The sequence below is a fragment of the Streptomyces sp. NPDC099050 genome (assembly GCF_044759865.1).
Taxonomy (GTDB): domain Bacteria; phylum Actinomycetota; class Actinomycetes; order Streptomycetales; family Streptomycetaceae; genus Streptomyces.
This window is the reverse complement of the sequence record NZ_JBIWAE010000050.1, coordinates 1-21,800: the sequence shown is the minus strand read 5'-3', so window position 1 is coordinate 21,800 and position 21,800 is coordinate 1. Positions and strand designations below refer to the sequence as shown.

At 66.1% G+C, this 21,800-nt stretch carries 19 protein-coding genes and 5 pseudogenes; 15 read left to right on the top strand and 9 right to left on the bottom strand.

All coding sequences use genetic code 11. The annotated features are described in order from the left end of the window. A partial coding sequence (locus tag ACIQV3_RS39930; protein WP_403722104.1) for an IS3 family transposase occupies window positions 1-627 on the top strand: 627 nt, incomplete at its 5' end. A 47-nt stretch (window positions 628-674) separates the two neighbouring features. Here ACIQV3_RS39930 and ACIQV3_RS39925 read toward each other — a convergent pair. The 5 genes and pseudogenes from ACIQV3_RS39925 to ACIQV3_RS39905 form a co-directional block, all read right to left on the bottom strand. Then, window positions 675-818 (bottom strand): annotated as a pseudogene (locus tag ACIQV3_RS39925) (IS3 family transposase); the annotation flags it as partial. Window positions 819-824: 6 nt separating this feature from the next. After that, window positions 825-1,592, bottom strand: a complete 768-nt coding sequence (locus tag ACIQV3_RS39920; RefSeq protein ID WP_403722102.1) for an IS3 family transposase — start codon at window positions 1,590-1,592, stop codon at window positions 825-827. Between the two features lie 517 nt (window positions 1,593-2,109). Further along, window positions 2,110-2,877: a transposase gene (locus ACIQV3_RS39915; protein ID WP_403722108.1), complete on the bottom strand. Its 768-nt coding sequence runs from the start codon at window positions 2,875-2,877 to the stop codon at window positions 2,110-2,112. A 637-nt stretch (window positions 2,878-3,514) separates the two neighbouring features. Next, window positions 3,515-3,632: pseudogene (locus ACIQV3_RS39910) on the bottom strand (IS5/IS1182 family transposase); the annotation flags it as partial. A 61-nt stretch (window positions 3,633-3,693) separates the two neighbouring features. Further along, window positions 3,694-3,899: pseudogene (locus ACIQV3_RS39905) on the bottom strand (hypothetical protein); the annotation flags it as partial. Between the two features lie 395 nt (window positions 3,900-4,294). On the opposite strand from ACIQV3_RS39905, the gene ACIQV3_RS39900 reads away from it, so the two are divergent. The 13 genes and pseudogenes from ACIQV3_RS39900 (at window position 4,295) to ACIQV3_RS39840 (ending at window position 17,004) form a co-directional block, all read left to right on the top strand. Next, complete coding sequence (locus ACIQV3_RS39900) at window positions 4,295-5,545, top strand: acetyl-CoA carboxylase biotin carboxylase subunit family protein (protein WP_403722099.1); 1,251 nt, start codon at window positions 4,295-4,297, stop codon at window positions 5,543-5,545. A 50-nt stretch (window positions 5,546-5,595) separates the two neighbouring features. Continuing rightward, entirely contained in the window at window positions 5,596-6,855 is a 1,260-nt protein-coding gene (locus ACIQV3_RS39895; RefSeq protein ID WP_403722096.1) for an ATP-grasp domain-containing protein, read from the top strand. 10 nt (window positions 6,856-6,865) lie between these two features. Then, window positions 6,866-7,537 carry a 7-cyano-7-deazaguanine synthase gene (locus ACIQV3_RS39890; protein ID WP_403722093.1) on the top strand — a complete coding sequence of 224 codons (672 nt, stop codon included), beginning with the start codon at window positions 6,866-6,868 and terminating at the stop codon, window positions 7,535-7,537. A gap of 3 nt (window positions 7,538-7,540) precedes the next feature. After that, on the top strand, window positions 7,541-7,903 hold the full coding sequence (gene queD / locus ACIQV3_RS39885) for a 6-carboxytetrahydropterin synthase QueD (RefSeq protein ID WP_403722090.1): 363 nt from the start codon (window positions 7,541-7,543) through the stop codon (window positions 7,901-7,903). A 67-nt stretch (window positions 7,904-7,970) separates the two neighbouring features. Continuing rightward, window positions 7,971-8,666, top strand: coding sequence for a 7-carboxy-7-deazaguanine synthase QueE (locus tag ACIQV3_RS39880; protein WP_403722087.1), 696 nt, complete (start codon window positions 7,971-7,973; stop codon window positions 8,664-8,666). Between the two features lies 1 nt (window position 8,667). Next, the gene (folE, locus tag ACIQV3_RS39875; RefSeq protein ID WP_403722083.1) at window positions 8,668-9,282 is read left to right on the top strand and encodes a GTP cyclohydrolase I; all 615 of its coding nucleotides are present in this window, start codon (window positions 8,668-8,670) and stop codon (window positions 9,280-9,282) included. 158 nt (window positions 9,283-9,440) lie between these two features. Continuing rightward, window positions 9,441-9,845, top strand: a complete 405-nt coding sequence (locus ACIQV3_RS39870; RefSeq protein WP_403722081.1) for a cobalamin B12-binding domain-containing protein — start codon at window positions 9,441-9,443, stop codon at window positions 9,843-9,845. A gap of 92 nt (window positions 9,846-9,937) precedes the next feature. Beyond that, on the top strand, window positions 9,938-11,233 hold the full coding sequence (locus ACIQV3_RS39865; RefSeq protein WP_403722074.1) for a methylaspartate mutase: 1,296 nt from the start codon (window positions 9,938-9,940) through the stop codon (window positions 11,231-11,233). Further along, complete coding sequence (locus ACIQV3_RS39860) at window positions 11,230-12,264, top strand: fatty acid desaturase family protein (RefSeq protein ID WP_403722070.1); 1,035 nt, start codon at window positions 11,230-11,232, stop codon at window positions 12,262-12,264. Before ACIQV3_RS39865 ends, ACIQV3_RS39860 begins: the two co-directional genes overlap by 4 nt. Then, entirely contained in the window at window positions 12,261-13,499 is a 1,239-nt protein-coding gene (locus ACIQV3_RS39855) for an ATP-grasp domain-containing protein (RefSeq protein ID WP_403722068.1), read from the top strand. The genes ACIQV3_RS39860 and ACIQV3_RS39855 overlap by 4 nt, the downstream gene beginning before the upstream one ends. Continuing rightward, window positions 13,496-14,695: an MFS transporter gene (locus ACIQV3_RS39850; protein WP_403722067.1), complete on the top strand. Its 1,200-nt coding sequence runs from the start codon at window positions 13,496-13,498 to the stop codon at window positions 14,693-14,695. The genes ACIQV3_RS39855 and ACIQV3_RS39850 overlap by 4 nt, the downstream gene beginning before the upstream one ends. A 41-nt stretch (window positions 14,696-14,736) precedes the next feature. Beyond that, window positions 14,737-15,243: pseudogene (locus ACIQV3_RS39845) on the top strand (B3/4 domain-containing protein); the annotation flags it as partial. Between the two features lie 156 nt (window positions 15,244-15,399). Continuing rightward, complete coding sequence (locus tag ACIQV3_RS39840) at window positions 15,400-17,004, top strand: IS1182 family transposase (RefSeq protein WP_403722064.1); 1,605 nt, start codon at window positions 15,400-15,402, stop codon at window positions 17,002-17,004. 72 nt (window positions 17,005-17,076) lie between these two features. On the opposite strand, the gene ACIQV3_RS39835 is transcribed toward ACIQV3_RS39840, so the two are convergent. Continuing rightward, a complete protein-coding gene (locus tag ACIQV3_RS39835; RefSeq protein ID WP_403722062.1) occupies window positions 17,077-17,331 on the bottom strand; it encodes a hypothetical protein in 255 nt (84 codons plus the stop codon). A gap of 877 nt (window positions 17,332-18,208) precedes the next feature. On the opposite strand from ACIQV3_RS39835, the gene ACIQV3_RS39830 reads away from it, so the two are divergent. Continuing rightward, window positions 18,209-18,436, top strand: a complete 228-nt coding sequence (locus tag ACIQV3_RS39830) for a hypothetical protein (RefSeq protein ID WP_403722060.1) — start codon at window positions 18,209-18,211, stop codon at window positions 18,434-18,436. 720 nt (window positions 18,437-19,156) lie between these two features. Here the strand turns inward: ACIQV3_RS39830 and ACIQV3_RS39825 are convergent. From ACIQV3_RS39825 to ACIQV3_RS39815, 3 genes and pseudogenes are all read right to left on the bottom strand, one after another. After that, on the bottom strand, window positions 19,157-20,590 hold the full coding sequence (locus ACIQV3_RS39825; RefSeq protein ID WP_403722058.1) for a VanZ family protein: 1,434 nt from the start codon (window positions 20,588-20,590) through the stop codon (window positions 19,157-19,159). A gap of 97 nt (window positions 20,591-20,687) precedes the next feature. Continuing rightward, a complete protein-coding gene (locus ACIQV3_RS39820) occupies window positions 20,688-21,077 on the bottom strand; it encodes a hypothetical protein (RefSeq protein ID WP_403722056.1) in 390 nt (129 codons plus the stop codon). 528 nt (window positions 21,078-21,605) lie between these two features. Continuing rightward, window positions 21,606-21,800, bottom strand: a pseudogene (locus ACIQV3_RS39815) (IS4 family transposase); the annotation flags it as partial.

Here is a 21,800-nt window from a genome sequence, read left to right as displayed (position 1 = left end):
CACCCGTTCATCGAGGCGGAGAAAACTGCAGGTCACAGCGTCAAGAAGGCGTGTGAACTCCTCGAGGTCTCCCGAACCGCCTACTACGCCCGCCGCACTGGCGCTCCGGGTCCCCGCACGGCGCGAGACGCTGAGCTGACCGAGCGGATCACCACCGTGCACCAGCAGTCACGCGGAACCTACGGATCCCCGCGCATTCACGCCGTCCTCAAGCGCGAGGGCGCTGGCTGCGGCCGCAGGCGGGTGGCCCGCCTGATGCGGCAAGCCGGACTCGCCGGCCGCCACCGTCGCCGACGGCACCGCACCACCATCCCCGACTCCCAGGCCGCCACGCGTCCTGACCTGGTCCTCCGCGACTTTCGGCCCGACCCGGCAGCGGTCGACACGCGTTGGTGCGGCGACATCACCTATATCGCCACCGACGAAGGCTGGCTCTACCTGGCCACCGTCATCGACATCGCCTCCCGCCGCGTCGTCGGCTGGGCCACCGCCGACCACCTGCGAACCGAACTCGTCGCCGACGCCCTCGAGGCCGCCTGCCACACCCGCCGCCCGTCCGGCCCGGTGATCTTCCACTCCGACCGAGGCTGCCAGGGTGAATTCAACTGGTCGTCGCAACACCTTTGATCACGGAGGTGTTGCGACGACCAGTTGAATTCACCTTCCGAGCCGCGATCCGAATGGGCGATGCATCCCTCTCTCAGGGCCCCGCGGCCGGCGGCCATTTTCAGCGCGTCGGCGACGAGCTCGGCGCGGTGGTGGTCCGCCATCGCGTACCCGATCACCTCGCGGGTCGCCAAGTCGATGACCGTCGCCAGATACCATCAGCCGGCCAGCGTCGGCAGATAAGTGATGTCGGAGACCAGCTTCGTGCCCGGTTCGGTGGCGGTGAAGTCGCGTCCCACCAGGTCCGGCGACGGTGCCGCTCTTCTGTCGGGTTTGGTGAGGTTCCGGCGCTTGCGGCGGGTGATCCCGCGGATGTCGTGCTCGCGCATCAGCCGCTCGACCCTCTTCCGGTTGATCCGGCGTCCCCGCCGGCGCAGGGCCGCTGTGATCCTCGGTGCGCCGTAGGCGCGGCGGGACTCCTCGTGGATCTGCCGGATCTCGGCCACCAGTTCTTCCTCCTCGCGCGCTGTGGCAGCGGCGTTCGGACGTGCGGCGAGGTAGGCGTAGTAGCCGGAGCGGGAGATCTTCAGGGCCCGGCAGAGCAGCGAGGTGCTGTAGCCGTCCGGGCGGTCGGGGCCGGCCTTCTCCGCGTCGACGAACGTGTAGCGCGCGGCTACGTCTACTTCGTCTTGTGGTTCGCGAAGAAGGCGGTCGCTTTTCCCAGCACCTCGATCGTCTGTTCCATCTCGCGGACCTTGCGGCGCAGTCGCACCAGCTCCTCGCGCTCGGCCGTGGTCAGCGCGCCCGCCGGCCCCTGCCCGCGAGTCGGTCTTGTCCTGGTTGACCCAGTTTCGCAGCCCCTCGGGGCTCACGCCGATGTCCCGGGCCACCTCAGTGACCGTCCTGCCCGACGAATACACCAGGGCCACCGCGTCGCGCTTGAACTCGGGCGTGTACCGCTTGCTCGTGTTGCTCTTCTTGCTCACTACCTGGAACTGCTTCCTCCGGGACCGTCCGTCCCAATATCAGGCTGTCCAGGCCGCAGGGGGAACTTCAGCGCCGCCCCCTGGTCCCTCAAGCGCTGCCCCATAGATGATCTCCAGTCGGCTTGGGGTGCCATCGACTGCTGTGCTGCCTGGTGGCTTATCGGGCGAGCGAGAGGCGGTGCATCCGCCCGATGCCGCCCGCGGCGTGGTGGCTCCGTTCCCGCTGAGGCGCACCCGCGGAGGATCTTGCGGGTCTTCATGTGGGCAAGGACTGGTCGGAGCGGGCGCAGAACTGCTCATGCGACTTGTTGGGTTGGTCCCTGCCGTCCGGGAGTTCGGCCTGGCCGCGCTCACGGCGGTGCGGGATGACGAGTGCTGTGCCTGGATGAGCGTCGGCGCTGGCGAGGGTCTTGTCGACGGCACGCCTGGTGCCGGATTCCTCCCACGTCTAAGGATTGTCCCGTAAATGATCTTTGAGTCGCTCTGGACGTGACCGTTCGCTGTGCGGCCCGTCCGCCTATCCGGCGAGGGCGAGGTTGTGGAGGTGGGCGATGCCGAGCATGGCGTGGTGGACTCCGTCGCCTTTGAGGCGGCAGTCGCGGAGGATCTTCCAGTTCTTCATGCGGGCAAAGACGTGCTCGACTCGGGCGCGAACCTTCTTGTGATCGTGGTTGTGCTCGGTCTGCCAGTCGGTGAGTTCGCCGCCTTTGGGACGGCGGTGCGGGATGACCAGGCCGGTGCCCGGGTATCCGCCGTCGGCGATCGTGGTCGTCCTGCCGACGGCGTCCTTCGCGCCGGACTCCGTCCAGGCCTTGCAGTCGTTGCGGTTGCCGGGCAGCGGCTTGCCGACTGCGACGACCAGGCGCGTGTCAGCGTCGACGACGACCTGGTGGTTTGTGGAGTACCGGTAGTTCTTCGACTTCGCGGCAATGGCGTGGTCCCGGGTGGGAACGAGGGTGCCATCGACGATCAGCACCGTGTCCTTGCCGAACCGCTTCCGTTGCTTCAGCGCGAGCAATGGAGCGACGTGGTCCACGATCCGGTCGGCCGCTGACTTGGACACACCGAACAGCGGCGCGATCTGCCGTAGCGTCAGGTTAGTCCGCCAGTAGGCCGCGACCAGCAGGACCCGGTCCTCCAGCGGAAGGCTCCAGGGCCGGCCGGGCCGCATGGTATCGGCACCTTCGCGGCGCAGGACTGTGATCAGCTTGCGGAAGCCGTGCGAGCTCAGCCCGGTGAACGGGGCTATCCAGGACGACTCCGACGCCGTGATCACCACACCCATGGCTGTGATCATCCCACCTCGGTAGGGGGGCGACCATGGCTTCCGTCACCCCCACTCCGACCTGTCGGCCAGGCAGCGATACCACCAGGACTGTGTCCGCCACTGGCGCCGGTGCACGAATGGGTCCGGCAGAGTACGGCGCAAGAACATCGCGTCCATAGGCTTCACGAGTCGGCCGAGCTCGGCACGGGCTCGTTCCGGCAGCCGCTCCAGCACCTCCTCCAGCACGTCACGTGCATGTCTGACGTCGTCGAAGGAGCACCAGGTGCACGAGCAGAACGAATCCCGCGGGTACAACGGACGTCCGCCCGGTGGGTGCAGGAACTCGCGGTACCGCCGCAACGCACGGTCGGTGGCACCTGGGTGGATGTAGAAGCTGTCGCTCAGGTGCTCGGCCCGGTACACGGCCAGGCTCGCCCTGGCGGAGAGTCCATGGATCCGAAACGCTGGGGTCGGCCCCCAGACGCGGGAGACCGGTTGTTCAGCGCGCAGTGCGCGCGGCCGTCTACGCGGCATCGGCCTTTCGATAAATGATCACGTGACCCATGTTGCCAGGCAGCCATGGCCTACTGCACCCGGTTTCCGGCGTCTGTCACGGCGACCAGAGGCCATGAGGGCAGTTGCGGGACAACCCTTAGCAGTCGTTACGGTTTCCGGCGAGTCGCCGGCCGGCCGCGATGACCAGTCGGGTGTGGGCGTCGATGGCGACTTGGTGGTCAGCGGAGTGTCAAGCAGTTCCCCGACCGCGCAGCAAGGGCGTGTATTCGGGCCTGCGGTGGCCGATAGTCCGAGCGACCGTCGGGCTAGTTACCACGCCGTCAGGTTCGGATGCCAGTACGTCGCGAACAGCAGCGCCAGTCCTCCGTCGGAATCCATGGCCGGCCGTCACGGGTTGCGTCGACACCCTCGCGCCGCAGAACCATCACGAGCTTCCCGGACGCGTGCGGGCTCAACCTGACGAACGGGGCTATCCGGTACGACTCGTGAGCGCCCCAGTCACGCCGAGGTGTGTGCGCCGACATGCTGCCTCACAGCAGCTTCCGCGGCCTGATCGAGAAGCTGGAGATGCTCGAAATGGTGAATCGCGGATTCCGCAAGAGCGGTGGGCGACTCCATTTCGGCCACATCAAGCGCCGGAATTTAACGATCCGCACGCCATGGCGTGTAGGACATAGGTGCAACATCGGAGGCATACCGGCACCTCGCGCGCAGGTAAACATCCCGGCCTTCCTTCTGTGGCCGAGGTGGCCGGTTGGTGATCTTAATAGCTCAAGGGAACCTCAGATCCCTAGACCGGTTCCTGATTCCGTGTTCTGCTCTCGGTGTTGCCGAGCCAGGCAGCGAGAATCAGGCAGGGGGAGAATGTGAAGAATCCGTTCGTCTCTATGTGTGGTCACGTATGACGGGTTTATCTGGGTTGATTGAAGAGGAACCACTCCTTCTACTTATAGGCAGCGGGTCGCCCATCTGGCGCGAGTACCTTCTGCGGTCCATTTCCAAGGATTGCGACATTTGGCTGCTGTCGGCTAGTGATATCACCTGGGAGACCCCGTACATCGTCGGCAGCACCAAGCTGGACGCACTAGATCCCACAGCGGCGATTGAGGCCGCCGATTCCGTGCACCGGCGCCTTGGCGTTTCCGGTGTGCTTTCATACGACGAGATCCGGGTATCGATCGCGGCCGCGGTGGCGGATGCGCTTGGTCTGCCGGGCGGAGGTCTCGAAGCAGTCGCCGCCTGCCGCGACAAGGCCGCGACCCGGCGAGCGTTCTCGGCGGCGGGGGTTCCCCAGCCCTTCTCGTACGCCGTTTCCTCATTGGAGGAGGCCGCCGACCGGGCTACCTCTCTTGGTTACCCCGTGGTGGTGAAGCCGCGCGCTCTGGCGGGCAGCCTCGGCGTCACGTTGGTGGACAATGCGGAGGATCTGCCGACCGCGTACACCGCGACACGGGGTGTGGAGTTCACCGAACTCCCCAGGCTGGAAGACGGCGTGCTGGTCGAGTCCTTCGCCGACGGCCCCGAGATCAGCATCGACGCCGCCTGCCATAACGGTCAGGTGACCCCGCTCTTCGTGGCGCGCAAGAAGACTGGCTTCGCACCGCACTTCGAGGAGGTTGGGCATGTCGTGAGTGCACGCGACCCACTTTTGACGGACCCGGAGATCACACGGATCCTGCAGGACGCCCACAGCGCGCTCGGCCTCTCCAGTCTGATGACCCATACCGAGATCAGGCTGACCAGCACGGGGCCCAAGGTCATCGAGGTCAACGCACGGTTGGGCGGGGACCTGATCCCTTACACCGCCCAGTTGGCGACCGGTGTTGACTACGGCGAGATCGCTGCCCGGCTCGCACTGGGCCTCGCCCCGACCACACCGGAACTGCCCCGTCGCACCGCGCAGATCGACTTTCTCTATCCCGACACCGACATTGAGGTCGAGGAGTTGACCGTGACCGCGGACGGTCTGCCGTCCGAAGTCCACGAGATCATCCCGCTGGTCACCGCTGGCCGGAAGCTGCGGCTTCCTCCGAGGGACCACGTCCGGGGACGCTTCGCGGTCGTCATCACCGTCGCAGAGACCCCCGAAGCGTGCGAGGCGGCAAAGGTGCTCGCCGAGAAGCACGTGGAGCTCACGGGTACACCGCTCGACCTCTCTCCCGCTGCGTGACTGGCCTTCGGCCGCTTCCCGCGTTCCCGCCCCCCATCTGTCAGGTGATCATGAATACGTCCACGCAGGACGCGGTCCTGCTGCTCGACCCCGTCAATAAGGGAGCCAACTTCAAACCGGCGGCGCGGGAGCGGGGTCTCGCCATCGTCTCGGTTTACACGCTCGAACCAGCCGAACTGCACGGCCGTTGGACGTCGCATGCCGCCGGCGACGACGTGACCCTGTACGCATCAGAGGCAGCGGACGTCGTCGAGCAGCTAGCGCGGCATCCTTATCGCATCTGTGGAGTGGTCCCGGCCATGGAGTCGGCGGTCCAACTGGCCGAGCAGGTCGCGGAGCAGCTTGATCTGCCCGGCAATGGTACGAAGCTCGCGCTCGCCCGCAGGAACAAGGCCGAGATGCGGCGGGTGACCCAGGCCGCCGGAGTGCGGGTACCGGAGTTCCAGGTCGTGCACAGTCTCGACGAGGTGCCGGAGGCCGCGGACCGGATCGGCTATCCCGCGATCCTCAAGCCTACGACTGGCGCGGGATCGCACGGCGTCACACTGCTGCCAGATGCTGAGGCGGCGCGCCACCTCGAGGATCAGGAACGGCGCGACTTGTTCGGCTGGGAGGTGACTGAGTGGCTGGTGGAGCGGTACGTTCGCGGCCGCGAGATCGCCGTCAACTGCTTCAGCTTCGAGGGCCGACACCGTGTCGTCGACATGTGGGAGTACCGCCGGCCGGATGACGCGGACTACGACCTGCCCTACTGGGGTTCGGTCCAGATCGACGACACCGACCCGGACTGGCAGCGCGTCGAGGAGTTCGCCCAAACCGCGCTGGACACTCTGGGCATCCGCAGTGGCCCCAGCCACACCGAGGTCAAGTGCAGCACGGACGGCGTCTATCTGATTGAGACGGGCGCCCGCCTACCCGGCGGCCCCATCACCGACCAGTGGGCCCGGCACAGTGACATCCGGCCGTTCCACGACGCCCTCGAGTTCTATCTGGACCAGGGCCGCCAGCCGCGTCTGATCGAGTCGGCGCCAGTATTTCGTGCCGTTTGCGGAGCGAGCGCGATCTGTAACGAGAAACGGCCAGGAACTCTCTCCGTTATGCATGGCATGGAAGAGGTCCGGAGCCTGCCGGGTGTAGACGAGCTGCTCGTCACCTATCAGCCAGGCGATCACGTCCCGATCACGCGCAACACGAAGACCATCCCGCTCGGCGTCTGGGTTTCGGGAGCTTCACAGGAAGACGTGATGATAACTCTCGGAAAGATTCGGGAACTCGTCACGATCGAATTCACCGAGCAAGGCGAAAGTTAGGTAATGTGTCATGGCGCGGATAGTCGCTACAGTTTCCGGCGGGCTTGATTCCGTCGTTCTGGCTCATCATCTGGTTGACCAGGGTCACGATCTTCTGATGCTGTCGATCGACTACGGTCAGCGGCACCGCAAGGAGCACGAATTCGCGGAGCGGACCGCCGTGCGACTCGAGGCCGACTACGAAGTGGTCGATCTGAGAAACATCGCGACCATGCTTCCCGGTTACTCCCTCACCGACAGCAACGTCGATGTACCGGACCAGCACTACACGGCTCCGGGAAGCGTCAACGTGGTGCCGAACCGCAATGTCATCCTACTGTCCGTCGCCTTCGGGCGGGCGGCCGCGGAGAAGGCGGACAAGGTGGCCATTGGCACGGTGGCCGGCGATGACACCACCGCGCCGGACTGCTCCCGTGAATTCATCGATGCCTTCAATGCAATGGAGCGCGTGGCCACTGCCGGTTATGCACCGGCCGAGCTGCAGGTCATTGCTCCCTTTATCGACGTAGCGAAGAGCGAAGTCATCAATCTCGGTGACCGCCTCGGCGTCCGGTGGGCGGAGACGTGGAGCTGTTTCAACGGCTACGACGTCCAGTGCGGCCTGTGCGCAGCTTGCCAGGACCGGCGACTCGCCTTCGAGAAATCAGATGTGTCCGACCCTACCGAGTACAGGAATGGTTGAGAGATGTTCACGATCACCAAGGACTTCCAGTTCTCGGCCAGCCACCAGCTGACCCAACTCCCGCACGACCATCAGTGCGCCCGGCTCCACGGCCACAACTACACCGTGCAGCTCGAGCTGCGGTGCGCGACTGACGAGCTGACCGAGCCCGGCTTCGTCCGCGACTACGGCGAGCTCTCGGACTTCAAGAAGTGGATCGACTCCGAGCTGGACCACCGCCACCTGAACGAGGTCATCCACGACCGCAATCCGTCGGCGGAGAACATGGCGCAGTGGATGTTCTCCATCTGGTCCGAGCGCGTCCCCGAACTTTCCGCGGTCCGAGTGTCCGAAACCCCCAAGACGTGGGCCGAATTCCGCCCGTAAGCCCAGTGAGCGGAGAACTGTCATCGAAACAGAGGACGAACTCTTTGCGGATGCCGCGAAGATCGTCGTGAACGAGATCTTCGGACCCACCGTTCAGGGAGAAGGTCCGTCCGCCGGTCAGCGATGCGGGTTCCTCCGGCTGGGTGGCTGCAATTTGTCGTGCCATTGGTGCGACACGCCGTACACCTGGGACTGGAAGGGAATCAGTGACGAGGGTCGTGCATACGATCCCCGTAAAGAGCTCAATTCCATGAGCGTGGCGGACGTGCTGCGGGACTTGCTCGCCATGGATGTCGACCTCATCGTCATCAGTGGCGGGGAACCCCTCAAGCAGCAGAAGCGGATCGTCCCCCTGGTGCGCATACTCCGGAACCGGGGAATCTCCGTCGAATTGGAGACCAACGGCACAGTCGTCCCGGACGACGAGCTGATCGAACTCGGTGTTCGATTCAACGTTTCCCCCAAGCTGGCGCACGCCGGAGACCCTCTGCACCGCAGGATCAAGCCTCCCGCGCTGCAGAAGCTGGGGAAGACTCCGGGAGTCGCATTCAAATTCGTCTGCAAGTCCCATGAGGATCTCGACGAAGTTTCCTCTCTGCAGGGGGAACTGGGAATAGGTCCGATCTGGATCATGCCCGAGGGGAAGAACGTGACCGACATCAGTCGGCATCTGGGAAATCTCTCGGATGAAGTAGTGCGACGTAACTGGAATCTTTCAACCAGGCTTCACGTATTGGCCTGGGGAGATCAAAGGGGAGTGTGAAATGACCATCGAACTCGAAGACCTCGCCGCTGCCTCCGCCGGCGGAATCAACCCGACCGACGACCCGCTGGAGAGCATCGCCCGCCGCCTCCTCGTCGAGATCGGCGAGGACCCGGACCGCGAAGGCCTCCTCGACACCCCACGGCGCTACGCCAAGTGGTGGCGTGAGTTCGTCAACTACGACGCCGGCAAGATCGAAACGCTCTTCGAGAGCGTCGCCGAGAACCAGATGGTCCTCGTCTCGGACATGCAGGTCTGGTCGCTCTGCGAGCACCACCTGCTGCCCTTCAACTGCTCGCTCACGGTCGCCTACCGCACGCACCAGAACCTACTGGGCCTGTCGAAGTTCGCCCGGATCGCGCACAAGCACGCCCACAAGCTCCAGGTCCAGGAGCGGCTGGTCGCCGACATCGCCGACGAGATCGCCCTGATCACCGGATCTCCGGACGTGGCGGTCATCGGCCGAGGCGAGCACCTCTGCATGACCATGCGAGGCGTACGGACCGGAGCTGTCATGACATCCGCCGTCATGCGCGGTGTATTCGGCGAGGAGGGTCCCCAGCGCACCGAGCTGCTGACGCTCGCCAACTCCCCCGGGGCCTCGCTGCGCCGCTGACCTGCGGGGCGAACGCGGCCGGTTCATCCGCCGCCGAGTGCAGGGACCACTGCCGACGGGAGGATGCTGTCATGGACGGGGCGGTTGTCGCCGGGGGCGGGACGGTCCCTGGCACCCCCAAGAGGATTCTATTGTCCGGCGTCTCATCCGACGCCCACATGTGGAATCTCATTTTTCTTCAACTCCTCATCGAGGAGAGCGGCTACCAGGTGATGAACCTGGGCCCGTGCGCTCCGGACAGCCTGATCGTCGAACGCTGCCTCTCGTGGCGGCCGGACGCCGTGGTCATCAGCACCGTCAACGGCCACGGCCATCTGGACGGCGTGCGGCTCATCCGTGCCATCCGTGAGGAGGGCGGCCCGCTGGCGACCCTGACGGTCGTCATCGGGGGGAGGCTGGGGATTCACGGGACCGGCAATACGCGTTTCCACCAGCAGCTACTCGACGCGGGCTTCGACGCCGTCTTCGGCGCCGAGACGGGAGTCGTCGACTTCCACCGCTTCCTCGCCGTCTTTGGACGCAGCGGGCAGGAGCTGGGCACGATGGCGGGTGCCGGGTGCTGACGCCCACGGGTGAACCGGGACCTCCGGCGGTCAGGTCCGGACCCCTGCCGTGCGGACCTGATCCGTCGACGCTCGGCGGTCTGCCCGCCGCGGTGAACCGCGGGCGGGCCCGGGGCGAGATCATCGTCCAGCCGCGCATGGGCTTCGGCGGCATCCGGCAGATGCGCGCCGGACTCGCCGCCGTGCACGACTGCGACGCGACGGCGGTCGGCACGCTCACCGTCGACAGCTTCACCCGGGTCAACGACCACGACTCGGCTCGCCGGGCGCTGGCCGAGGGCGAGGACCTCAACGGCTTCCCCCTCGTGGCGCATGGCCCGGACACCACCCGGGCCATGCTCGACGGGCTCATCTCCGAGAGCTTCCCCGTCCAGGTACGCCACGGGTCCTCCCTGCCATACGCCCTCTTCCAGGTGCTGACCGAGGCGGGGCTCACGGCGACGGAGGGCGGTCCGGTGTCGTACTGCCTCCCTTACAGCCGGACGCCGTTGGAGGATTCCATAGAGGCATGGGCGCGGTGCTGTGAACTGCTCGCGGAGCGTTCCCGGCCCGGTTCCGTGTCTCATCTGGAGAGCTTCGGCGGATGCATGCTAGGCCAGCTCTGCCCGCCGAGTCTGCTGATCGCGCTGAGCGTGCTGGAGTGTCTGTTCTTCCAGCAGCACGGCCTGCGCAGCGTCTCCCTGAGCTACGCGCAGCAGACCGATCCGGCGCAGGACCGCGAGGCCCTCGCAGCCCTGCGCCGGCTGGCCGCCGAGCTGCTGCCCGGCATGGACTGGCACGTCGTGCTCTACACCTTCATGGGAGTGTTCCCGCAGACCCGGGCGGGCGCGCTCGCCATTCTCAGCGACAGCGCCCGGCTGGCTGTCTCGGCCGGTGTCGAGCGACTCATCGTGAAGACACCGGCCGAGGCCCACCGGATCCCGACCGTCGCGGAGAACGTCCAGTCCCTGGAGTACGCGGCCCAGGCTGCCCGCAACTACCGGGTGGCCGCTCCCGAACCGGCCTCCGTAGCAGATACGGGCGTCTACCAGGAAGCCGCAGCGCTGGTGGAGCACACCCTCTCCCTCGATCCGGACATCGGCAGGGCACTCCTGCGCGCGTTCCAGCTGGGCACGCTCGATGTCCCGTACTGCCTCCACCAGGACAATGCGCAGCGGGCGCGCGCCGTGGTCGACGACCACGGGCGTCTGCGCTGGGCATCCATTGGCAGCATGCCGCTGCCCCGCCCCGCCCAGTCGTCCAGGAGCCGGCTGAGCTCATCAGGCCTTCTGCACATGCTCAATTACAACCAGCGGCGCTACGACGCGCTTGCCACTCTGCCCCGACAGGACGTGATCCGGGCCCGAGGCAACGACGGAGAGGCCGCTGCGCTGCCAACGGGGAAATGATGACGACGAACCACGTGAGTCCCGCACCACCGGATTCGGGGGCGGCTGTCCAGTCCGCCGTTCCGCCGGAGGACGAGAGCCCGTACCGCAAGGGCTACCGGCTTCCGCACGGGCTCCGAGAGGAGATAGCCGCTGCGCACCAGAGTCGGCCCGTACTCACCGTGGCCTGCGCGCTGGCCGACTCGGCCGTGGCGCTCACGGCCGCTGTGCTCTGCGCATGGCTCCTGGTGTCCACGACCCCGCTCTGTTCCGTGCCCAGCGCGATCGTCGGCTGTGTACTCATCGCGCGCCAGCTGAGGGCTCTGGAGAACCTCACCCACGAAGCGTCGCACTACAACTGGTCACGCCACCAGCGACGGATGAACGACATCCTCGCCTGGCTGTTCGCGGGCCTGCCGACGAGCGGCAGGCTCTCCGACTACAGGGCGAGCCACCTTCGCCACCACGGCAGGTTCGGAACCTCGGAGGACCCCGACCGGCGCCGGTACGCGGAACTGGACCTGGAAGCGATGGATCGGTCGTCGGCGGCCGGGTTCACCGGTTCGGTTCTGGTCAGGATCACGCGCTACCAGATCGGCTGGCTCCGCGAGGTCAAATCCGACCTCACCACGACGGCGGGGGCCCTGCTCTGGAGCGTAGCCTTGGTGGCCGGACCCGCGGCGCTGCTCGCCGACCCTGTGGCGGCGCTCGTCGCCACAGGGCTCTGGGTGATCTCGGTGTTCGTGTTCCTGCCTGTGCTGCGTCTGATCGCCGAAGCGGACGAGCATATCTACTCCGACTCGGGGACGGTCTTCGACGCCACCGTCTCCAACGTGGGTCTCTTGCACCGTGTACTGGTTCATCCCCATGCAGACGGTTACCACACGGTTCACCATCTGTGGCCGGGAATCCCCCATCACGCCCTACGGCGCGTGCACTTCATGCTTATGGTGCAGGACCCGGAGTACGCCCGGCGTATCAGAATCCGACACCGCCTGCTGGACACCCCTCAGGCCGTCGCCGTGGATGAACAGAAAGAAGGTGCGCGATGACCGTTCGCAGCCGCGCCGTGACACGTGTTCTTCTCATCGGAGGGCGCCATCCCGCGGCGGCCCGGGCGGCTCGCGAGGCGGGGCTTCAGGTGCACTACCTGGGGGTGCGGGAGGGCGCGCCGGCGTGGCTCGCGACCGGCTCGGACGAGGCTACGCTGCTCGACGACCCGGCCCCGGACACCGTGATATCCGCGGCGAAGACCATCCACGCAGAGCAGCCGTTTGGCGTGGCGGTCTCGATGAGCGACGCGTACGTGGAAGCCGCCGCCGTGATCAACGAGTCGCTCGGCCTTCCCGGCAACAGCCCCGGCGTGCCGAGGGCCGTGAACGACAAGGCGCGGATGCGCGAGATCCTGCATGACTCCGCGGTCGGCGCGGTCATCGCCGCCCGTGTCTCCACGGCCGACGAGGTGCAGGGATTCGCCGCCGAAATGGGGTACCCGTTCGTCCTCAAGCCCGTCGATGGATCGGGCAGCCGCGGTGTGACGCTCGTACGGGACGAGGACGGCCTGGTCGACGCGGTCGCACGGACCGTGGGGGCCACGGCCGCAGCGGATCCGGAGAGCGTGTGGATAGCCGAGGAGTATCTGCGGGGGCCTGAGTTCAGCGTCGAGACCTTCAGCACCGACGGGACGCACCATCTCCTCTCGGTGACCGAGAAGTTCAAGGGGCCGAACTTCGTCGAGATCGGACACCTGGTGCCGGCGCGTGTCTCCGCCGATGTCGTGCGTGGCATGACGGCCGAGGTCAGCGCGTGTCTTGACGCGGTGGGACTGACGGAGGGTCCGGCGCACACCGAGATCGTGCTCACCGCCAGGGGGCCGCGCGTCGTCGAGACGCACTGCCGCCCCGGCGGTGGCGGCATCGTTGAACTCGTACGGCTCGCCGTGGGCCTGGACGTCCAGCGGATCACCTTCGACTGGCTCGCCGGCCGCCCACTGAATCTGGACGGCGCCGCCGAACCACAGGGAGCTGCGACGTGGTTCCTCACACCGGGGGCCGGAACGGTGTCGAGCGTCAGCGGCCTGGACGAGGTGCTGTCGGCAGAGGGGGTTACGGAGGTCTACGATACCGTCGCGCCCGGCGCTGTCATCGGCGAGCTGCGCAGCTCGTCGGACCGGGCAGGAGCTGTCATAGCCACCGGCGACACCCCAGACGAGGCGCTGCGGCGGGCCCGTGAGGCGGTCGGCCGTCTCGAGGTCACCGTCGAGCCCACCCAGGCACCCACGTCATGACGCTGGGCCACAAGGGACTCAGCCGGTACCGCCGACTGCTGTCCGAGCCGGGGATGGCCAGGTGCGGGGTCGCCGCGCTGGCGAGCAAGCTGCAGGGCTCGATGTTCACCCTGAGCCTGCTGCTCACCGTCGCGTCCGGCCGCTCGTACGCCGTGGCCGGCGCCGTGGCCGCGGTATCGGCTCTCGGGGGTATCGCGGCCCCGGCCCGTGGGCGGCTGCTCGACCGCCTGCCCTACGCATCGGTGCTCTGGAGCGTGCTCGCCCTCCACGCGGCCTTGGTCACCCTGATCGTGGTCAACGAGGCGGCGCACGGACCGCTGCTGCTCACCTTCGCCGGCGCCCTGGCCGCGAACACCGTGGCCCCGCCGGTGGGGGTGCTGACCCGCGTCATGTGGCGGTCCGTCACCACCGAGGAGACCCGCGCGACGGCGCTCGCGCTGGACGCGGTGCTGGCCGATGCCGGATTCATCGTGGGACCGCTGCTTGTGGGTGTCCTGAGCGCGGTCCTGGTACCGCAGGTTGCCTTGGGTACCTGCGTCCTGGTGAGCGCGCTGGCGACGGTTCTGCTACTGCGTGCGCTGGCCGGCCGTGAACCCGCCAAGTCCGCTGGCAAGCAGCAGAGCTGGATGGGATCGCTTACGAGCGTTCCGCTCCGGCTGCACCTCGGTTGCGCGCTGTTCTTCTCCGCGGTCGTCGGGGTCGTAGAGGTGAGCCTGATCTCGTATGGCGGAGAGCTGCTGGGCAGCGTGTCGGTCAGTGTGTTGGCAGCCGGCAGCATCGTGGGCGGGCTGGTGATCGGCGCGCTGCCACCGGTGCGAGCTGCCCAGGTATCGCAGCTGCCGCGACTGCTGTCGTACCTCGGCCTGGCCGCAACGGCTCTCGCGGTGGCGGGCACCAGTCATCCGGTGGTGGTCATCGCTCTCACACTGGCCGTCGGAATGGCCTTCGGGCCGTGCTTCGTGGCGATGTACGGAATGACGGGCGATCTCGCGCCCATCGGCACCGCGGCGGAGACCCAGGCATGGGTAGGCGCGGCATTGCAAGGTGGTGCCGCGCTCGGCCAAGCCGCAGGAGCCTTCGCCTTCGGCCTGTGGGGATTCGGTGCGGGGGTGGGGCTCGCCCCCGTCTTCGCGCTGATGGCGGCGGGCTTGGGAGTGCTCACCGATCGTCTGCGCCGTCCTGTGACGGCGCAATAGCATTGATCACGTTCTGGCCCTTGAGCATCGTGGAGTCCCCCTTGACTGTCTTCCGACTGTCCCCCGAGGTATCGGCGGCGTTCCCCACTGCTCTGATCGCCCTGGTCACGGCCGAGGGCCTGCGTGTGCACGAGCCGTGGCCGGAGATCGTGGCGGCCTTGGCCGACATCGAACAGGTGGTCGCCGCCGGTGACTGGGAGCCTGCGGATGAGACCGATCCGCGCATCGCCTCCTGGCACGACGCGTACCGCTCCTTCGGCACGAACCCCCGCCGGGAGAGGCCCAGTGTGGACGCACTCGGTCGCCGCCTCACCCGCAAGGGCACGCTGCCGCGGATCAACTCGGCCGTGGACGCGTACAACACCGTTTCGATCCGCCACGGGTTGCCAGCGGGCGCCTTCGACCTCGACGCCCTCTCGGGTGACGTGGTGATCCGGTTCGCCACTGGGTCCGAGGAGTTCGTTCCACTGGGCGAACCCGACACGGTCGAGAACCCGAAGGCAGGCGAAGTTATCTACGAGGACGGTTCCTCGGTCCTGACCAGGCACTGAGCGACTCTGTCGGGGATCTTGGGGTCCGAAGGACACCGCCATCGATCGCTCGGGACACTGCGGGAGTTCGGCTCGTCCCGCTCGTCTCTCCCGAGGTGTTCAGTGTCCGTACGTCCCCGACCTGGTGCTGAGGTCCCGGAGCTCACTGCGCGTATGGCCCGTGCCAGCAACCCGATTGGCACTACGGCGATGTGGGTCCGCGACCACCTCGGCGGACTATGGCGTGATGAGGACTTCGCCATCTGGTATCCCCGTAATGGCCGTCCCGGTCTCTCGCCCGCTCAGCTGGCCACCGTGTGCGTGCTCCAGTTCCTGCTCAACCTTTCCGACCGGCAGGCTGCCGAAGCGGTGCGTTGCCGCATCGACTTCAAGTACGCCCTGGCCATGGAGCTGGACGACCCCGGCTTCCACCACAGCGTGCTGACGGACTTCCGCGACCGCCTGTGTGAAGACGACCGTGCCGATGAGCTTCTCTCCCTGGCCCTGGAACGGATAAGGGCCGCGGGGCTGGTCACCGAACGCGGCCGGCAGCGCACCGACTCGACCCAGGTCCTGGCCGCCGCCGGCGAGCTGACCCGCCTGGAACTGGTCCTCGAAGCGGTGCGAGCCGCCCTGGAGGAATCCGCCCGATGCGCTCCAGCGGTCCTGGACGAGCTGGTGGACGCCGACTGGGCCAAGCGTTATGGCCGCCCGGTGCGTCTTGCCAGCCAGCCCAGCCATCCTGCCGCCCGTCTCAAGCAGGCCGGTGCCGACGCCTATCGGCTCCTGGACCGACTCCCACCCACCGCACGCGGGCCCCGCGTCGAGACCCTGCGCCAGATCATCGTGCAGAACTTCCTCTTCGACACCCGCGGCGGCCTTCGCCCTCGTACTGACAAGGACGGACAGCCCCGCGGAGCACTCAGGATCGTCTCGCCCTACGACATCGAAGCTCGCCGGGCCATCCGGGGCGACACCCGGTGGAGCGGCTATCTGGTCCACGTCACCGAGACCTGCGACAGCGACGACAGCGTCCATCTGATCACGGATGTGGCCACCACCAGCCCGACCAGGGACAGCCAGGCTCTGCCCGGCATCCACAAACGACTCCACGCCCGCCGGCTGCTGCCCGCTGAGCACCTGGTCGACGGCGGCTACACCTCCGCAGCCCTGCTGGACCGCTCCGCCCGAGACCACCAGATCCAGCTCGTCGGCCCGGTCAAGGCGTCCGGATCCTGGCAGGAGAAACAGCAGACCGGCTTCACCCGGGAAGCCTTCAGCATCGACTTCGAACACCGCCGCGTCACCTGTCCGAACGGAGAAACCAGCGAGCGATGGTTCGAACCACCTGCCATGGCTCCCTACACGGTGGTCCGCTTCGCAGCCCGCCAGTGCGATCCCTGCCCCGACCGGTCCCTCTGCGCGAGGGGCACCTCAGCACGCACAGTGAACTTCTTGCCCCGCCACCTGCACGAACTCCAGGCCCGCAACCGCACCGACCAGCACAATCCCCAGTGGCAACGCCGCTACGCCGCCCGCTCCGGCGTCGAGGGCACCATCTGTGAATTCGTCAACGGACACCGGGCACGCCGCGGCCGCTACCACGGCGTTGCCAAGACCCACGTGCAGCACGTCCTGACCGCCATCGCCATCAACCTCGAGCGCCTCGCGATCCACGCGCCTCCAGCTGCCGACCACCCGCGATCACTCACAGCATTTCAGCTCTACCTCGATGCACGGGGCCTGACCTGGGAAAGCTGGTGGCGGCAAGGCAAATGACCACGAACATCCAAGATCCCCGACAGAGTCGCTCACTGGACCCCACACGCGGGAACCTCAGTCTGCCCTCGTTCAGCAGGCGGTGACCGGAGCGTTGTTGAAGGTCTGCTGACCACTGACCTGCATCCACCCCACGATCGGCTCGCAGGTGCTGATGTAGAAGTTGTTCCACCACGTGCTCTTGGTGGTGTTGGGGCCCTGGTCGAACCAGCCACCCGTGTGCGAGGAGCCCTTGTAGGTGAACCCGAAGCGCGCGGTGATGGTGCCACCACCCTTCTTGTCGTACTGGTCGGTCACCTTCCAGTCACTGATCGTTCCGCTGTTCAACGAGGTCCAAAGCACACCGTTGCTGAGCTTGGTGGCCGAGGTCCCGTAATCCACGTTCCCGCCGGCGGAAGCAACCGGGGCAACGACACCCAGAGTGATAAGCGCAGCCGCGGTGGCGGTTGCGACACGACGCAACTTAAGCATTAAAATCCCCCACTTTTGGTAAATGCCGAAGTGTCTCGACGGCAGACTGAGTCTAAAGGATTATTGAAGAGCGCCCAAAGGATCTTCCAAAAATGTGGCCTTGATCACCTAGGGATGTGATCCATAACGGACAGTTAAGGCCCGGGTGGACATTCCACTCGGGGGGCAAAAGAAGACCCGAAGGGCCGGAAATGATCTTGACCCGGAAAATCGGAAGACTGGGTTCCGGGATTCCGAAGAGGGTGCAATCAGTTCGACTGAACACCCGCGAAACGGCTGCTCTGCGGACACATGGCCGCGCTTCGATATCCAGATACCATATCTGCGTGGCTGATATGCGTCATGCGTAAGCCATCGGCGCGAGTGGACTCGCCCCCTCAACACCAATGACCCGCAAGAAAGTTGTCAACACCCACTACCCCTCGCCAAAACCAGGCTCCCAAATCTCATATGGCCAAAACGGTCCTCGGGCCTGTTCGGACACCCTCCCAGACATCCCCTCCTCGGCGAGCCCCCAGGCCCTTGTCCCACCCAATCAAAGAGCTCGTAACAGGATCATGATTCGGGTTTGTTGAGGCGTCGCCAGCAGATGAGAGACGACACAACACCTCGCCCCTTCCACCGAAACACATCGGCCCGATCCCTGACCAGCGGAAACATACCCATCACGCGCGGAAAGACAACGGCTTCTAAAGGGGGACCCAAGACGGGACGAAGCCCGGCCGCGCGCAAATTGGCCGAGGAAACCGGAGTCCAGGTCGACCCCGAGGAGCTGCTCCAGCTCGGTGTCTGGGACCTGCCCGGCCGTGACCCGCGCGGCCGCTACGTCACCGTCACGTACGTCGTCGTCCCCGGCGAGACCACGGCCGTTGCGGGCCTTCGGCGAGGTGACGGCCCGGCTGTGGCGGGCGGCGGCGATCCTGCGGGCGATGCGGCGGCGGGCTGCGTCCTCGTCCCGTAGGAGGCGTACTCGTCGGTGAAGACCTCGGCGTCCCCGAGAGCGGGCCTTGACCCCGACCACCAACTTGGCCAGGAGCAGCGCCTCACCAAAGGCGTGCCGGAACGCGGTCTGACGTCCGACTTCGTTCACGTACTGTCAGTCCGCGCCGGACGCCGACTCAGTCCAGGCCCACAGACCCGTCCGCCCCCGGCTGGAAGACCGGCGGCTGGACCCACTGGAGCCACACCGACGCCGTCGACCGCGCCTGCCCGGAGTGCGGCACCGAGGCGGTCCCGCTCCTCACCATCGCCTCATCGGAATGGGACGGCGGCAGCGCGACCTGGATCGCCGACGAGGACCGACCGCCCCCGGACCCGCCGCCCCTGGGCGTTCGGAACGGCAACTTCACCTTTTTACGACATCACTGGCGGCAACAACCTGCAGCTCCACGTCTGCCCGTCTTCTCCGTACCACCCCCACTTCGAACTGCTCCAGTGAGCTCGTGCGGAAGTCCTCCGCGCTGACGCCTACCCCGCAATCGACACCGCGATCGACTCGCCTTGGCCAACTATCGAAGATCCAAACGACGGGCCCCTAAACGCTGTTGCTAAAAGTGAACGAAGCCACCCGCAACCACAAACGACCTACTGGCGCACGGTGACGCCACCGCGCTCACCCAGTGGCAACAAACCGCAGATTCGCACCCGGACTGAATTGCGGCGATTATCTCGCGTGCCGGCTTCAATTCGGGGTGTCCTGCTCGGGGCCCGCGGGTCGAATGGCTCCCGTGACGGCGTCGAGGAGCCAGACCTGCCGGGTGGGGACGTTGGTGTCCGAGGAGGGAGCACCGTCTTGGGGCACGCCGTCCATGGAAGAACCGTCTTGAGCCACGCCGCCCTCAGGGGCGCTTTCCGGGGAACCGGAGTTCGGTGAGGCAGGTGATCCGACGGCCACGATCCAGTACGGACGCCAGTTTCCTGTGCTGTCGGTGCGGGCGATGAGGTCTGTGAGCTGAAATTCCTTGCCCGTGAATTTGTTGCTCGCGACGGCTTGGGCTTGCTTCTTGTCCAGGTGGGGCGAGGGCATCGAGCTGGGATCGGCGATGTGGCGTGCCGCGAAGGAGATGACCGATGCGTCCGGGCCGACCACCACGTCCATGCGCATGGGCATCAGCACGCCGGCTTTACGAGAGCGCCAGGAGAGGAGCTTTGAGGCTCCTTGGGGTCCAGCGGCGGTGAGCTCTGTCTGGCCGGCGAGCGCCCAGGGAAAACGCGTGCGCACGAAGTCCGTTCCGCTCTTGAGGGCAGCGGTGTCCGTGACGGGTGGGGTGTTGGGTTCGAGTGGCGGGCTGACGTGCTGGAGCACCCCGGAGACCACTTCTTCGGAAGGCAGCTCGATGTCGAGGGTGCCCCGGTCGGTGTTGGCAGAGACCACGGACGGCTGTCCCGGGGGACCGGGCCTGTACTGCACGTCCTTGAGCTCGGCCTGTCCGTCGAAGAAGTCCTCGACCGTCTCCCGGGCAAGCGTGCGCTGCTCGCTCGTGCTGTTGTTCGCCCAGGCCACCTCTGCCATCACGAACGTGACCGTAAACGAGGCCACCAGGCCGATCGCGGCGATGCCGGCGGCGAATCCGATCAGCGACCAACGGATCTGGCGCCTGCTGATGGCGATGCCCGCCCCGTCAGCCCCGCGAGTGTCGCGCCACCTCAGTATGGCGGCGAGGGCGCCGGCGCCCAGTACGGCGCCAAGGCTGTTGGCCCACAGGTCGATGCTGTCACAGGCACGCCCGATACCAGGCGTCAGCGCCTGGGTGACCTCGGTGGCCGCGGAGAGACCGATGCAAGCCAAGGTAACGGGTACCGGACGCCGGGTTGCCCATGTGGCGAAAGCCCCAAGCCCGAGGAAGAGGAGGACGTTCATCAGGCCTTGGGTCGTGAAAGTTCCCGTGATGAGATCGCGCTCGATGACGCAGGTCGCGGAGGCCGGGGCTCCCAGGGAGATCGGGTACAGCGTGGCGGTTACCTCCACGGCCAATGCCGCACCGGTCAACCCCCAGGCAAGTCCGGAATTCCCTCGACGCCGCCCTATGACAAAGAACAGCAGGGCCAGAATCAACGCGGAGACAAGGGCTGTGGCCAGCATCCCTTGGTTATCGTTGAATATTGCTTCTATCATTCGATGGTTCCTGGGGGTCGTACCTGCGGATCGGATAAACAAGCGTGTGGGGTCCAGTCACTGGACCCCACACGCGGGAACCTCAGTCTGCCCTCGTTCAGCAGGCGGTGACCGGAGCGTTGTTGAAGGTCTGCTGACCACTGACCTGCATCCACCCCACGATCGGCTCGCAGGTGCTGATGTAGAAGTTGTTCCACCACGTGCTCTTGGTGGTGTTGGGGCCCTGGTCGAACCAGCCACCCGTGTGCGAGGAGCCCTTGTAGGTGAACCCGAAGCGCGCGGTGATGGTGCCACCACCGGTCTTCTTGTACGAGTCGGTCACCTTCCAGTCGCTGATCGTTCCGCTGGTCAGCGCGGTGTAAAGTTCACCGTTGCTGAGCACGGTGCGCGAGGTCCCATAGCTCCAGTTCCCGCCGGCGGAAGCAGCCGGGGCAATGACACCCAGAGTGATGAGCGCAGCCGCGGTGGCGGTTGCAACACGACGCAACTTAGGCATTTTAGAAAACCCCCACTTTGAGTAAACGCCGGAATGTTTCGACGACAGAACGAATCTAAAGGTTTATTGAAGGACTTCCAAATGATCTTTCAAAAATGTGGCCTTGATCACTCAGCGGCACGAGCCTTATCGGACAGTTACCACCTGGATGGACATTCCGCTTAAGGCCAGAAAAGCAAAGAGCCAAAGACCGAAATTAATCTTGACTCGAATATCCGGAAGAGTGGATTCCGGGAGTCCGTAGAGAGGTAACTAGCCCCAATACCAGTGACTTAGGAATCCCAGACGCGTGGGACCTTCACTGGTGGGTGTATCGGGGCCGTTTTGTGGTGCGGGGCGATGGCTACGGCATCGACTGGATCGAGTGTGGGCTGCGGCCAGAGCCGGTGCTCGGCTCGTCTGACGCCGAAGTTGGACATCTTGCGTTTGACGACGCGGGCGTTCGAGCGCCGGCGGCGCAGGGGCAGCAGGTGGCGGGCTATCTCGCGCAACCCGTCTGTGAGGGCTGCCACCAGGCGGTCAGGGGGAAAAGGCCGCCTGCGCGGTGACTTGACGTCGGGCGAGGCGGAGGGTGCGGGTGAAGGAGAGCCGGTCGGTATCGGTGCCGGCGCCTTCGGCAGCGGTGTGCATCAGCTGGCGGATCGCATGGTGGACGAGCAGGTGGCCCCAGACCTCCTGCTCGACGCCGTCGGGCGAACGGGAGCGCAGGACCTG

Bases quoted from the DNA above. Each gene is read 5' to 3' on its own strand.
- ACIQV3_RS39915 (WP_403722108.1), bottom strand. From the start codon at position 2,877: ATGGGTGTGGTGATCACGGCGTCGGAGTCGTCCTGGATAGCCCCGTTC.
- ACIQV3_RS39895 (WP_403722096.1), top strand. From the start codon at position 5,596: ATGAATACGTCCACGCAGGACGCGGTCCTGCTGCTCGACCCCGTCAAT.
- ACIQV3_RS39890 (WP_403722093.1), top strand. From the start codon at position 6,866: ATGGCGCGGATAGTCGCTACAGTTTCCGGCGGGCTTGATTCCGTCGTT.
- queD (WP_403722090.1), top strand. From the start codon at position 7,541: ATGTTCACGATCACCAAGGACTTCCAGTTCTCGGCCAGCCACCAGCTG.
- folE (WP_403722083.1), top strand. From the start codon at position 8,668: ATGACCATCGAACTCGAAGACCTCGCCGCTGCCTCCGCCGGCGGAATC.
- ACIQV3_RS39870 (WP_403722081.1), top strand. From the start codon at position 9,441: ATGTGGAATCTCATTTTTCTTCAACTCCTCATCGAGGAGAGCGGCTAC.
- ACIQV3_RS39860 (WP_403722070.1), top strand. From the start codon at position 11,230: ATGATGACGACGAACCACGTGAGTCCCGCACCACCGGATTCGGGGGCG.
- ACIQV3_RS39855 (WP_403722068.1), top strand. From the start codon at position 12,261: ATGACCGTTCGCAGCCGCGCCGTGACACGTGTTCTTCTCATCGGAGGG.
- ACIQV3_RS39850 (WP_403722067.1), top strand. From the start codon at position 13,496: ATGACGCTGGGCCACAAGGGACTCAGCCGGTACCGCCGACTGCTGTCC.
- ACIQV3_RS39840 (WP_403722064.1), top strand. From the start codon at position 15,400: ATGGCCCGTGCCAGCAACCCGATTGGCACTACGGCGATGTGGGTCCGC.
- ACIQV3_RS39825 (WP_403722058.1), bottom strand. From the start codon at position 20,590: ATGATAGAAGCAATATTCAACGATAACCAAGGGATGCTGGCCACAGCC.